14 protein-coding genes are annotated in these 12,372 nt (G+C 48.9%); 8 read left to right on the top strand and 6 right to left on the bottom strand.

Going from position 1 to position 12,372, the window contains the following annotated elements:
• Positions 1–214: 214 nt before the first annotated feature.
• From ACOQOZ_RS20730 to ACOQOZ_RS20720, 3 genes are all read right to left on the bottom strand, one after another.
• Positions 215–1,492 (bottom strand): oxygenase MpaB family protein, encoded by a 1,278-nt coding sequence (locus ACOQOZ_RS20730; RefSeq protein ID WP_420590053.1) that lies wholly within the window; start codon positions 1,490–1,492, stop codon positions 215–217.
• 112 nt (positions 1,493–1,604) lie between these two features.
• On the bottom strand, positions 1,605–2,330 hold the full coding sequence (locus tag ACOQOZ_RS20725; RefSeq protein WP_420590052.1) for a hypothetical protein: 726 nt from the start codon (positions 2,328–2,330) through the stop codon (positions 1,605–1,607).
• 196 nt (positions 2,331–2,526) lie between these two features.
• Positions 2,527–3,696, bottom strand: coding sequence for an acyl-CoA desaturase (locus tag ACOQOZ_RS20720; RefSeq protein ID WP_420590051.1), 1,170 nt, complete (start codon positions 3,694–3,696; stop codon positions 2,527–2,529).
• A 364-nt stretch (positions 3,697–4,060) separates the two neighbouring features.
• Between ACOQOZ_RS20720 and ACOQOZ_RS20715 the strand changes: the two genes are divergently transcribed.
• Complete coding sequence (locus ACOQOZ_RS20715) at positions 4,061–4,636, top strand: YceI family protein (protein WP_420590050.1); 576 nt, start codon at positions 4,061–4,063, stop codon at positions 4,634–4,636.
• Positions 4,637–4,695: 59 nt separating this feature from the next.
• Here the strand turns inward: ACOQOZ_RS20715 and ACOQOZ_RS20710 are convergent, their stop codons facing one another.
• Positions 4,696–5,139 carry a flavin reductase family protein gene (locus ACOQOZ_RS20710; RefSeq protein WP_420590049.1) on the bottom strand — a complete coding sequence of 148 codons (444 nt, stop codon included), beginning with the start codon at positions 5,137–5,139 and terminating at the stop codon, positions 4,696–4,698.
• Positions 5,120–5,308, bottom strand: a complete 189-nt coding sequence (locus tag ACOQOZ_RS20705; protein WP_420590048.1) for a hypothetical protein — start codon at positions 5,306–5,308, stop codon at positions 5,120–5,122. The genes ACOQOZ_RS20710 and ACOQOZ_RS20705 overlap by 20 nt, the downstream gene beginning before the upstream one ends.
• A gap of 362 nt (positions 5,309–5,670) precedes the next feature.
• Here ACOQOZ_RS20705 and ACOQOZ_RS20700 point away from each other — a divergent pair, with 362 nt between their 5' ends.
• The 6 genes from ACOQOZ_RS20700 to ACOQOZ_RS20675 all read left to right on the top strand — a co-directional run bounded on the left by ACOQOZ_RS20700 (position 5,671) and on the right by ACOQOZ_RS20675 (position 10,876).
• Entirely contained in the window at positions 5,671–7,017 is a 1,347-nt protein-coding gene (locus ACOQOZ_RS20700) for an ammonium transporter (protein WP_420590047.1), read from the top strand.
• Between the two features lie 66 nt (positions 7,018–7,083).
• A complete protein-coding gene (locus ACOQOZ_RS20695; RefSeq protein WP_420590046.1) occupies positions 7,084–7,254 on the top strand; it encodes a hypothetical protein in 171 nt (56 codons plus the stop codon).
• 84 nt (positions 7,255–7,338) lie between these two features.
• The gene (locus ACOQOZ_RS20690; RefSeq protein WP_420590045.1) at positions 7,339–8,724 is read left to right on the top strand and encodes an ethanolamine ammonia-lyase subunit EutB; all 1,386 of its coding nucleotides are present in this window, start codon (positions 7,339–7,341) and stop codon (positions 8,722–8,724) included.
• A 36-nt stretch (positions 8,725–8,760) separates the two neighbouring features.
• Positions 8,761–9,567 (top strand): ethanolamine ammonia-lyase subunit EutC, encoded by an 807-nt coding sequence (eutC, locus tag ACOQOZ_RS20685; protein WP_420590044.1) that lies wholly within the window; start codon positions 8,761–8,763, stop codon positions 9,565–9,567.
• A gap of 19 nt (positions 9,568–9,586) precedes the next feature.
• Positions 9,587–9,784, top strand: a complete 198-nt coding sequence (locus ACOQOZ_RS20680; RefSeq protein ID WP_420590043.1) for a hypothetical protein — start codon at positions 9,587–9,589, stop codon at positions 9,782–9,784.
• A gap of 126 nt (positions 9,785–9,910) precedes the next feature.
• The gene (locus tag ACOQOZ_RS20675) at positions 9,911–10,876 is read left to right on the top strand and encodes a bile acid:sodium symporter family protein (RefSeq protein WP_420590042.1); all 966 of its coding nucleotides are present in this window, start codon (positions 9,911–9,913) and stop codon (positions 10,874–10,876) included.
• Here the strand turns inward: ACOQOZ_RS20675 and ACOQOZ_RS20670 are convergent.
• Positions 10,873–11,760: a class I SAM-dependent methyltransferase gene (locus ACOQOZ_RS20670; RefSeq protein WP_420590041.1), complete on the bottom strand. Its 888-nt coding sequence runs from the start codon at positions 11,758–11,760 to the stop codon at positions 10,873–10,875. The genes ACOQOZ_RS20675 and ACOQOZ_RS20670 overlap by 4 nt on opposite strands.
• Before the next feature lie 359 nt (positions 11,761–12,119).
• On the opposite strand from ACOQOZ_RS20670, the gene ACOQOZ_RS20665 reads away from it, so the two are divergent.
• Positions 12,120–12,329, top strand: coding sequence for a cold-shock protein (locus tag ACOQOZ_RS20665; RefSeq protein WP_068657569.1), 210 nt, complete (start codon positions 12,120–12,122; stop codon positions 12,327–12,329).
• Positions 12,330–12,372: the final 43 nt, after the last annotated feature.

The raw sequence follows: 12,372 nt of genomic DNA, 5'->3' as shown, positions 1-12,372 counted from the left end.
CCGTATTACGACAGTCAGTGGCACTATTCAGCCGTGACTGGCTTGTTTTGACGATCCGTCATTTTTGACGAATCGTCAGATTATCCCGCTAACATCTGAAATGAAAGCTGGAAATCGACACGAGTTCAGAACGCATTGTTGCTCTAAATAAACCAATCCCCTCCCAAACAACAACAGGCTTAAATAGATAACGGTATAAATATTAACACTGAGATTAACGGGTTAACGTTTGCTTGTCCTGGAAATCGACTTCGCGCCCCTGCAACCGGCTTGAAACGATGTAGGCCTGACCAGCACGGCCAAAACCTCTCAGCTTTTTGTCGAGCGCTGGCCAGCGACGGCTGAGCCAATCCAGGCTCCATACCACTGGCGCCTGTAATGCTGGCAACAGTTTCAGACCGTAGGTTGTGGGCAAATTCAGGGCTTTACGAATATCACCCGGTATAAAGAAGCCGGAATACACCCGATGTAACCAGTAAACAAAGGTTTGGTACAACGGACTGCCGGGAACTTCGCGAAAGGCTTCAAGGTAAGAACCCGCCAACTCAAGGCTGTCTTTGTCCGGGTTAATCCGGCTGGCCATCGCCACCATATACAACCAGTTCACACCTTCCTGGCGGGTTTGTGGCAATAGCTGGTAATTGTCTCCCATCAGATAACCGGCGTAACGCCACAGGTGCAGCACTGCTTCTATGTCCTCATCTTCAAAACGCCAACCCAACATTTTGCAGCCAAGAATCATCAACATCGAAAACGCAACGTTGGTTGCCAGCGAATCACCCTGATTAATCGGTAATCCCCACTCGGCCGAGTTCCAGTCTGGGTGGGCCAATAACCGACGACGCACTAACGCATGCATAATACGCACGCGAATCGCCGAGTTATAACCTTTAGCATGAATATCCAGACCGCCCGGCGTGGTAACGTCAAACCAGAACGATGTGGTTTCCGATACCCGATCAAATGAGCTGTTGCCGTTTAATGCGCCGGTAAATGCCAGTGGTTTGGCAATATCAGCATTGGCGTAGCCACCTAACAACGCCAGATCCCCCAGCGCATACATAGCATGACGACCACAACGGTGAATGGTGCGACATGCCAGATCAAGCTTACTCTGATCAACCCACTCCGGTTTATGCTCAGCTTTTTTGATTAAATCGAATAATGCCGGGGCGTCACACTCACCGTTATCCTGCATCAGGGAATCCGCGCCCTGCTCAATTCCCTGTTTTAATAAACGCATGCCTTGCTGCGGTTTCATGCTGGCGAATAATTCTTCCGCCACCGCATCTCCCACTTTATCGGCCTGCATATACGACTCGGCAAAGCACCGAATCAGAGCATCATCAGGATTCGGTTTATGGCCAAATAATAATTTAAAACCCCAGCGGATTTTGCTCGCCCGAAAAGTCCGATGACTTTCGGCAAACACAAAACGGTTGGGAATTTCCACATCGACTGAAGAGCGAGTTGTTTGCTGATGGCTGGCCATAATTAACGTTTCGTATGAGTTGTTATTTATGGTTATTGGAGCACAAGGGCGGGAAAATAAAAAACGACAAAGCCGGGGCTTTGTCGTTTTTTACTGGCAGAAATAAAGCTTGCTACAAAACCTGAGACTGGTTGGCTGAACAGCTTGTCGCAAGGTCTGCAATAATTGCGGCTGTGATATCCGTACCACAGTTGTTGTATATGGTCAGTGAGTCGTTACTCCAAACCATAGCTACAACTTGCTCACTGCCCTGCTGCGCCACATAACGACCTGACGTTTCTGACTCCTCATGAACAATCCAATGTGTTTCCAGATTGCCATTCGCTGAAAACTGTTCAAAAGAAGCGCGCTTATCAGCAGAAGAGATACGGAAGCTCAATTCGGTTGAGTTCTGGTGAAACATACTAACAACCGCGGAGTCGTCACTATCCTGCTCAACAACTTGCCAGGCAAGCCAATTGTTAACAGTGGTATCCCCTTGTTTGCCGTCAATATACAGCTTCCACGTATCTTCGCTATCACCATCCTGATATTCCAATCTCAGGGTGGTTCCGTTAACACTATAAGTCCAGATTTCACTGCCGGAATTGTTGTTATAGCTTGGCTTTACTCCGGAGTTACTCAACTGTGTTGTCAGACTGCTGGCCATACCGGAGGCCAGATTCATCGTGTTGTTTACAGTCGAGTTATTGGTGCTCTTCACCTGAATCTGAGGCAACGTAGGCTGCTTGCTCGTTGAGGTATTCGAGTCGCCGCCAGAAGAACTGCTGTCAGAAGAATCACTACCGCAGGCAACCATTAACGGGGCAGCGATCAACAGGGGAACCAGTCTTTTCATCTTATCTATCCTTTTAAGTTTATCCTGTCATTGAGTCTCTCACTCAACGAGTATCATAGTAATTTAAACCGCAAAAAATAGATGAGATATGCAGCATGCAATGAGTGAGAATCAGCGCACAATTTTATAAAACCAAGCATAAAAAAACCGCCGGGGTATTACTACCCGGGCGGTTTCTTATTATTCAGTGTAACAATCAGCCAGCGAACTGAGCCGTCATCAGACGCAGACGTTCATGCTGCATCTTCAGAGAGTATTCCAGTTCTTTATAACGGGTACGTAGCGCTGCTTTTTCCCATTTAACGGCCAGATTACGCTTGGTCTGTTCGTATTTGCCAGCCTGTAAATCGGTCCATTCATTCAGCATGGCTTTAAACTCTTCGTACTCTTTTTCCAGCTGCGCTGACCATTGTGCCAGTACCGCCGGGTCACTGGCTTTAGATACTGCCAGTTTTTCCTGAGCGCGTTTAAATTGCATTTTTACCATGGCACGACGGATCTTAAAGTCAGGCACAACTTTTAAATCCCAGGTCAGTCCTACCCAGGAGCAGGCTTTAATAAACCACTTGGTTGGATCCCAGTGGAACCAGCGAATGCCGTTACGGTAGTCAGTCTGGAAGATATGGTGGTAGTTGTGGTAACCCTCACCGTGCGTCAGGAAAGCAAAGAAAGCGTTATCACGCGCGGTGTTCTCATCCGTATATGGCTGCGAGCCCCACTTATGAGCAATGGAGTTAATAAAGAAAGTAATGTGGTGAGCAATCACAATACGCAGAAAACCCGCCAGTAATAACATGCCCACCAGATCATCGGTCAGCAGGCCCAGTAAAACAGGCACACCAATGTTCATTCCCATGGCGATTGCGACGTAGTACTTGTGCTGCCAGACCACAATCGGGTCTTTCATCAGGTTTTTAACATTGTCGAAATTGACTTCGCCGCTTTTGTATTTGCGTAACATCCAACCCATGTGGGAGAACCACAAACCACGCTTGGCGGAATACGGGTCCAGATCGACGTCATCACAGTAGCGATGGTGAACACGGTGACCGGAGCTCCACGACAGAATGCTGTTCTGAAACGCCATTGCTCCCCACAGGGCATACCACAGACGTAATGCCCAATGAGCCTGATACGCATTGTGTGACCACAAACGATGGTAGCCACCAGTAATTGCCATACCGGTCATCCAGGTAATGATGACACAAGCGACCCAGGCGGACGTCTCGTAGCCATAGACGATGCCATACCAGGGAACCAGAGTTACGGATACCAGCGTTGTTACCGTGAACATAATGACCGGCACCCAGTTCAGCGGGGCCTTCTCTTGTTGCGGTTGTTGCTGGGGAGAATTGTTATTGTTCATGATCGGTTGTTATCACATCCAGATAAAGATGCCGCGATCATACCTTATCCCGCTGCGTGGTGGTATGAGCCAGATCATAGACACCTGTATCTGTTGAGATAAATAACACCGAAGAGCCGGAAACGGCGGGGTTTCATCGACTGAATGTCATAATCACCGCAAATCTGTTCCAAAAAAGCACAGATGTATTTCCCTGATGCCGGTGAAATTTGTACCCAGGCACAATTTCATCTTAAATCATGATGTCTGTGGAACTTCTGCTCATCCAGCTGTCGAACCTTCAGGATTGCGTCTGTAATAACCCGATCGACTGAATCACCACAATAAAACCGCCGTCAACAATAAAACTCATGGGAGAAAATTTATGCGTCTATTGATCATGCTCTGCCTGACCCTACTCAGCCAGCTCAGTGTGGCTGACTGGATTCTGAACAACAGCCGCTCAGAAATCAGCTTCGTCGCCACCAAAGACGCCAATGTCGCCGACAACCATTATTTCACCCGCTTTAACGGCGTTATCAGAGACAGCGGCGAGGCTGAACTGAATATCCAGACCGCTTCGGTAGAAACCAATATCACCATGCGCGATAAACGCATGCGCTCCATTTTGTTCCGGGTGGATGAGTTCCCGGAAGCCAAAGTCAAAATGGCTGTAAGAGCGGGTGTACTAAAACCACGTCCGGCGGGATCGGTGCAATATCTGAATGTAAAAGCCCAACTGTATATGGTGGGAGTCAGCCAACTGCAGTCCGCACGCCTGGCGGTTTACCAGCTGGCCGATGGCAGCCTGGAAGTGAGCACAATCCAACCGATTCTGGTTGATAGTGAAGATTTCGGCATGCTGCCAGCCATCAATCAGTTACGAGAGCTGGCTGGCCTGAAAAGCCTGACAGTGAAAGTACCGGTTAGCTTCCGGTTGGTTTTCGAACCGGAACAATAAAGGGACGGTTGGTTTTCGAACCGGAATCATAAAGCAATAACACCGTAATCCCAGGTCAGCTACTGCGGCCTGGGTTTGCTGATCAGCTCTCCCAACGCCGCATATTCCGTTCCTCCCAGACGAGCTACCGGATCCAGCCCTTGCGCAGATACTTTTAACCGCCCATCCAGCTCCTGGGCAATGGTGTCGTCCAGATAAACCTGCTCAATTTCCAGAAATACAATATGTTGTGGCGCATCCCCAAGCTCAACTACTTGCTGAAGCTTGCAGGCAAAAGCGATCGGCGCTTCTTTTATACGTCCCAGCCCCTGCTCTGCAAAAGGTTCGATCTCCAACCCTAAGTGTTCGACTTCGCTTTCATGATCCGCCAGCGTCATCGCACTCTGATTCAGCGCCTCCAGTTGCGCTAACGAAGCAATATGCACCACACAACGGCCACTGCGTTTCAGGTTGGCGAAGGTATCTTTTGGTTGCTCTGCCGTTTTATTCCCAATAGAAACCACCAGCGTTGGTGGATTGGAGCAAACCGGAGCAAAAAAAAGAAAACGGAGCCAGATTCAGTTTGCCATTGGCTTGTTCGCTAAGAATCCAGGCCACCGGACGTGGCAATACGGTCTGAACTAATAAATGATAAATCTGGGTGGCTGATAACTCGGTTAAATCCAGCTTCATAATAACGCTTCCTTTAGTGCAGCGAATAAATCCGTTCGCTGCTTTCTGAGATAACGAACAACAAAGGCGCACATTAAGCACCACAGCGCACCGTCATTGAACAGCCATTCAACCTGAACTCACAAGAGTCGTTCCACAATGTCAGGGCTGAATATTTATTAACAACAAACATCATAACAAAGAGGTCAAAGGTGTAAAAATTATGAGCGAATCGGACAAGTGTTGATCAAACACTGGTGACAAAGCAGTCAAAATAAAATGTAATTTTTTGTGTCCCTGATCTGGCATCACTGCTGCAACAAAACGGCTAACTAACCGCGGTTTTATTTCAGTTTTTTAAAATCAAATCAGGAGACTTGTCTATGACACCTGCCGAGCTGGAAGCGCTGAAAAGTGCTTTCGAAATGCACCAGCAAATGAACATCGAAGTGTTCTATTGGTGGTGTACTGCCATTATGTTTATGATTCATGCGGGCTTTTTAGCCTACGAAATTGGTGCCTCACGGGTTAAAAATGCCCTGGCATCCGGCATGAAAAATATCCTCACCCTGGCCGTTATTATCCCAACCTTCTATTTCTTTGGGTGGTGGATTTATAACGCCTTTCCGGGCGGTTTTATTCCTACCGATGCGGCCTCTGCACTGCCGTGGTCAACCAGCATGGGTCCTGATGCCAAAGATTTAGGCACTGGTATTTTCTGGGCCGCGTTTGCTTTATTTGGTGCAACCACCGGATCAATTATGTCCGGCGCAGTGATTGAACGTATTCGTTTAAGTGCGTATTTAATTCTGACCATTGCCGTGGGTTCGGTACTGTGGATTTTAGCAGCGGCCTGGGGCTGGCACCCGGATGGCTGGTTAACCGGCGTATTGGGTTATCACGATGTGGGCGCCTCCGGTGTTGTACACGCCGTTGCCGGTTTCTTCTCACTGGGTGTGTTAATTAATTTAGGCCCACGTATCGGCAAATACGTCGACGGCAAAGCCATGGCCATTGTACCGCATAACATGCCAATGGCTTTAATTGGTCTGATGATGATTATTGTTGGTTTCTTCGGCTTCCTCGGTGGCTGCATCATCTTTAATGGCGGAGATACCGGCTGGACCACAATTTATAACAACCCAACCAATTTATCCGCTTTTGCTTTTAATACTCTGATGGGTTTTGCCGGTGGTGTGATTGGCGCTTATCTGACTTCCCGTGAACCCTTTATGACTATGTCCGGTGGTTTGGCAGGCATCATCACCATTGCGGCGGGTCTGGATCTGTATTACCCGGGTCTGACCTTTATGCTGGCGGTATTTGGCGGCGCCACCATGCCATTGTTCGGCAAGTTCCTGGAAAGCAAAGGTATCGACGATGCTGTTGGCGCCGTTGCCGTACATGGCTGGTGTGGCGTATTGGGCGTGGTATTTGTTGGTATTTTCGCTTCGGGTTATCCAAACGTAATCGAAGGTGCACCGGAAATTAACTTCCTGGGTCAGTTAATCAGTGCAGCCATTATGGTGGCCTTAGGCTTTATCCCGGGTTACCTGATTTCTCTGGCACTGAAAAAACTCGACATGTTACGTGTGCCACCGGAAGTGGAAGCTAAAGGTCTCGACCTGGTAGAAATCCCGGCAGTGCCTTATCCGGAAACCGTACCGGCACAGGATGTCGTTGCGCAAACCACTCCAGCGACGGAAAAACTGACTCCGGCGGCAGGCTGACTCCAGCCAGGAATCAACTCTTTTTTAATTTAACGGCCCACTGTTTGGGTGGGCCAGGAGCATTGTATGAACTCATCACCATTAACCAGCTGGGAAGGCGTTGCTGCCTATTTCACCTTCGCCGATAACCCGGTCGTGATTGGCGCGATGTGTATTGGTGCTATTGCCATTTTTTGTGGCTTTATGGGCGCTATTATCAAGCACGAAAATGAAAGCTTCGACCAGCACAAAGAGTGACAGTCAGTAAGGTTCACTCAGCCAATGCCTGTCAGTGAATGACAGGCTAGGCTTAATTCAAAAGCATAAACACAGACAGAACACATGAGTTATCAGATTTCCCTGGGACAACAGCAGTTTGTTTTTAATGACCTGAAAACCCTGATGGCCAAAGCCACGCCATTGCGCTCCGGCGATTGCCTTGCAGGGGTTGCCGCCCGAGACGAACAGGAGCGGGTAGCCGCACAATTAACTCTGGCTCAGGTGCCGTTAAAAACGTTTCTGCAGGAATGTCTGATTCCCTATGAAGACGATGAAGTGACCCGTCTGATTATCGACGAACACGATGCAGACGCATTTAAACCAGTAAGCCACTTAACGGTCGGCGACTTCCGTAACTGGCTGCTGAGCGAACAGGCAACAACCACCAGCCTGCAACAGCTGGCGCCGGGACTAACACCGGAAATGGTCGCCGCTGTCAGTAAAATAATGCGCATTCAGGATTTAATTCTGGTCGCCAATAAATGTGAAGTTGTCACCCGTTTCCGTAACACCATCGGATTAAAAGGCCACCTGTCCACACGATTACAGCCCAATCACCCAACCGATGATCCCGCTGGTGTCGCCGCTTCGGTACTGGATGGTTTGTTATATGCCAACGGTGATGCGGTGATTGGCATCAATCCCGCCAGTGACAATATTGAAGCCGTCACCACTTTAATGAGTATGTTGGATGATGTGATTCAGCATTATCAGATTCCGACCCAAAGCTGTGTATTAACCCATGTCACCACCCATATTGAAGCTATTAACCGCGGTGCGCCGGTCGACCTGATTTTCCAATCAATTGCCGGCACCCAGGGAGCTAATGATTCGTTTGGTGTAAGCCTGAATATTCTGCAGGAAGCCTATGATGCTGGCCTGAGCCTGAAGCGCGGTACGGTAGGCAACAACCTGATGTATTTTGAAACCGGCCAGGGAAGTGCCCTCTCCGCCAACGCTCATCACGGTGTTGATCAGCAAACCTGCGAAGCCAGAGCATATGCCGTGGCCCGCAAGTTTAACCCGTTACTGGTCAACACTGTGGTGGGCTTTATCGGTCCGGAATACTTATATAACGGCAAACAGATTATTCGCGCCGGGTTAGAAGATCATTTCTGCGGCAAATTATTAGGCCTGCCGATGGGCTGCGATATTTGTTACACCAACCATGCCGAAGCGGATCAGGACGATATGGATATGTTGCTGACTCAATTCGCTGCCGCAGGAGGGACTTTTATTATGGGCATTCCCGGCTCCGACGACATTATGCTGAATTATCAAACCACCTCGTTCCACGATGCGTTATACGCCCGCGAACTACTGGGGTTAAAACCAGCGCCGGAATTTGAAGCCTGGCTGAAAAAAGTTGGTATTTTTGACCAGCAAAACCACCTGGCTTTTGGTGGTCAACAACTGCCAGATGCTTTTAAGCACGTGTTAACCCAATGACAGCCGCCATAATAAAAAACAGCCAGGAGCAACCTGATGAAAAATGATTTTATTCACGAAAATCCCTGGCAAAGTCTGCGCCGTTATACCGATGCCCGTATTGGCTTAGGGCGAGCAGGCATCAGCCTGACCACGGATGTTCACCTGCAATTTCAGCTGGCTCACGCAAAGGCCAGAGATGCGGTGCATCTGCCACTGGATTTTGCGGCACTGCAACAGCAACTGCAGCAGTCCGGCACAAGTCCATCATCAATTTTTAAAGTGCGCAGCCAGGCACCGGACCGGGCAACGTATCTGCAACGTCCGGATCTCGGACGACTGTTACATAAAGACGATCAGCAGCAACTGCAACAGGCAACTCCGGCAGAGTTTGATATCGCCTTTGTGATTGCCGACGGCCTGTCGTCTGCCGCCATCAGCCATCATGCCAGCCATATGTTGTCGGCCATTACCTCGGCGCTGGCAGCCACATCGTTAACAGCCGGCCCGGTTGTTCTGGCGGAACAGGCACGGGTCGCTATTGGTGATCCAATCGGAGAAGCGTTAAACGCACGTATGTTAGTCATGTTAATTGGTGAACGACCGGGGCTGAGTTCTCCCGACTCCTTAGGGTGTTATTTCACCTGGCAACCACAAAGCGGCAAAAACGATGCACACCGCAATTGCATTTCCAATATCCGGCTTGAAGGTCTGAGCTACGAAGAAGCGACACACAAACTGATGTATCTGATTGTGGAAGCTCAGCGACGCCAGTTGTCGGGCGTTAATCTGAAAGACGAATCCGATAACGGCAACCAGAACCTGGAAAAAAGCCCGGCTAACTTATTGCTGCAATCTCACTGAATTTTAACGGAGCGTAACCATGAAACATTTACCCCTGCTACTGAAACGAACGTTGTTTTATCCAACCTTCCTGTTACTTTCCAGCGGCTTCTTTTTACTCGACTGGCGTGGCTTTATTCCGCTGGCCGTTGCGGCAGCGTCAGCCTTGTTGCTGCACATTGGTGTGAATGGTTACGAAATCTGGCAACAAAAGCGGAGTAGCAATCAAACGTCGTAAACAATGCTCTCAGAACAATGGCCTTGAAGCATCGACCGCCCGAGGAACTTATTGCACGTTCAGGCTGGAACCCCTGATCAAAAACCGATATAACCCGATGCATCAGAACATCAACCCGGTGCCGCCATGCTTTCTATTAATCGGTTTTTTCCATTCCTTGCCATTGCCGTCAGCCTGCTGGCCTGGCACGAGCCACAACCTTTAATTGCCTGGAAAGGTGCCATCCTGCCATTACTGATGGTGATTATGTTCTGCATGGGCCTGACGCTCAGATTGCAGGATTTCCAACGGGTTCTGAATAAACCCAAACCCATCGCAACCGGCGTTATGTTGCAGTTCGCATTAATGCCATTAATTGCCTGGGGTCTGGCTCAGGCTTTTGGTCTGTCTCAGGAGCTGACCGTGGGTCTGATTCTGGTTGGCGCTTGCGCAGGTGGAACCGCGTCTAATGTTATGACCTATCTTGCTGGCGGCGACGTCGCACTGTCGGTCAGTATGACGTTAATGTCGACATTATGGAGTGTGGTATTAACGCCGTATCTGGTGTGGTTCTACTCCGGCGCAGAAATCAGCGTCGATATTCAGGGGATGATTTTAAGCATCGCCAAAATTGTGATTGTGCCAATCGCACTGGGGCTGCTTGCCAATCGCTATTTACCCCAGTTGGGAAAAAGCCTGAATAAATATCTGCCGGATATTGCCAGCAGCGCCATTCTGATCATCATTGCTATTGTGGTTGCATTAAATGCTGATGAAATTGCCACACTGGGTGCTGGTGCAGCAGCGGCGGTGATATTGCATAACCTGCTCGGGCTTGCAGGTGGTTATGGCATTGCCCGCTGGAATGGCCATACAGAAGTGGAAGCACGCACCATTGCACTGGAAGTTGGTATGCAGAACTCCGGCTTAGGTGTCGCACTGGCATTAAAATTCTATGGCCCGGTGGCGGCGTTGCCAGGCGCTTTATTCAGCATCTGGCATAACATCAGTGGTTCGGCATTGGCTGCATTCTGGAAATGGCGAACGCAGCAAAAAATCAAACAAATGCATAATCAGAAAAGAGCGGCAGTAAATACTTACAACCCGGACTAAGGCTTGTAGGTATATAACAACGCTTTTAACCCTTTACCCTGCTGAGCCTCAACAAACACCTCCGGATTAGCCAGACGTTTTACGAACTGGCAATCCGGACAATGCTCTGCCATTTGTGCTTTAAGAAATTCTTCATCAAGTTCCGGAGCATTCAGGCACATTAATAATTCGGCGCCCGGGTTAGCCAGTTGTGGAATGCGGCGGATAATTTTCTGATAGTCGTGTTCGATGTTCACACTGCCTTTCTGAAAGGTGGGCGGATCACAAACAATCACATCATATGGCCCGTGTTTTTTCAGGCGGCCAAATGATTTAAAAATATCGACCCCTTCAAAAATTACTCGCTCTAAATCCTGACCATTCAGTCTGTGATTTTCCCGCCCCTGGGATAACGATGCCTTACTCATATCCACATTAACGATTTTCTTTGCGCCACCCGCGTGGGCAGCAACAGAAAAGGCACAGGTATAAGCAAACAGATTCAGTACCGATTTGTCCCGGCAAACTGATTGCAGCCAGCGCCGGCCATTAGCCATATCAAGAAAAATACCGGTGTTTTGTTGCTTCCCCAGGGTCAGCCAATAGTTTAACTGGTGTTCTGAAATCTCCAGCTTGTCGACCGTGTCGCCCTGTAACCAGATAAATGGGCCGTTTCTGACGTGACGTTGCTGCGCAACGATATGCTGTGCCTGGGGTAACTGTTGTGCAATATGCTGTGCCAGCTGCGTTAACCATTCATCACTGACATCACGATACAGAGTGATTAAAACCAGAGGAGCGTACCAATCGATATTCACATGTTCATAGCCGGGGTAGGCATGACCCCGACCATGAAACAGTCGTTGTGCATCATTATTTTCTGGCCAGCGAATCGCTTCGAGCACGGCAAAATCTCCCAAAGTTCAGATTGGCGCGATTCTCCGCTAATTTGCGCTCAAAAGTAATAGGAATGACATAAACATTCGTTTAGTCCGGCCGAATACGACCGATTGCAAGCAATATGTGAAAAATAGTAGCGATAAATACCAATTGACACTTGGTCGGTCTGTATAACTGAGCTACTATGGCTCTGCTTAGGGAATGATCCCGGGCATGATTGGCGAGTGCTCCATATTTTGAAGGATATGCTAGATACTGGTCGATAGTAGGCAAGACTCAATGTTCGTCAGCTTAGTTCTGTCAGCAAGGTCGGCCAAATGAAACACCCAAGCCAGATATATGGCATAACCGTTAGGAAAGAAACATGGCAGAATTAGTTCAAGGCACCGTTAAGTGGTTCAACGATGAAAAAGGCTTCGGCTTCATCGAGCAAGAATCTGGTAAAGACGTATTCGTTCACTTCAGCGCTATCAATGGCACTGGTCGTCGTTCTCTGGCTGAAGGCCAGAAAGTGACTATGGAAGTGACTACTGGCCAAAAAGGCCCTCAGGCTGAAAACGTAACGCCTGAATAAGTCTTATTCCGAACCAGCAGCTTCCGCTGCTGGTTTGCTCTCC

The organism is Bacterioplanoides sp. (assembly GCF_965219715.1).
GTDB lineage: Bacteria > Pseudomonadota > Gammaproteobacteria > Pseudomonadales > Oceanobacteraceae > Bacterioplanoides.
Note: the sequence above shows the minus strand (reverse complement) of the source record. Positions and strands in the feature narration are given on the sequence as shown.

Coding starts and splice junctions, on each gene's coding strand:
- ACOQOZ_RS20675 (WP_420590042.1), top strand. CDS start 9,911: ATGCTTTCTATTAATCGGTTTTTTCCATTCCTTGCCATTGCCGTCAGC.
- ACOQOZ_RS20720 (WP_420590051.1), bottom strand. CDS start 3,696: ATGAACAATAACAATTCTCCCCAGCAACAACCGCAACAAGAGAAGGCC.
- ACOQOZ_RS20690 (WP_420590045.1), top strand. CDS start 7,339: ATGAGTTATCAGATTTCCCTGGGACAACAGCAGTTTGTTTTTAATGAC.
- ACOQOZ_RS20705 (WP_420590048.1), bottom strand. CDS start 5,308: ATGAAGCTGGATTTAACCGAGTTATCAGCCACCCAGATTTATCATTTA.
- ACOQOZ_RS20700 (WP_420590047.1), top strand. CDS start 5,671: ATGACACCTGCCGAGCTGGAAGCGCTGAAAAGTGCTTTCGAAATGCAC.
- ACOQOZ_RS20730 (WP_420590053.1), bottom strand. CDS start 1,492: ATGGCCAGCCATCAGCAAACAACTCGCTCTTCAGTCGATGTGGAAATT.
- ACOQOZ_RS20715 (WP_420590050.1), top strand. CDS start 4,061: ATGCGTCTATTGATCATGCTCTGCCTGACCCTACTCAGCCAGCTCAGT.
- ACOQOZ_RS20680 (WP_420590043.1), top strand. CDS start 9,587: ATGAAACATTTACCCCTGCTACTGAAACGAACGTTGTTTTATCCAACC.
- ACOQOZ_RS20695 (WP_420590046.1), top strand. CDS start 7,084: ATGAACTCATCACCATTAACCAGCTGGGAAGGCGTTGCTGCCTATTTC.
- eutC (WP_420590044.1), top strand. CDS start 8,761: ATGAAAAATGATTTTATTCACGAAAATCCCTGGCAAAGTCTGCGCCGT.
- ACOQOZ_RS20665 (WP_068657569.1), top strand. CDS start 12,120: ATGGCAGAATTAGTTCAAGGCACCGTTAAGTGGTTCAACGATGAAAAA.
- ACOQOZ_RS20725 (WP_420590052.1), bottom strand. CDS start 2,330: ATGAAAAGACTGGTTCCCCTGTTGATCGCTGCCCCGTTAATGGTTGCC.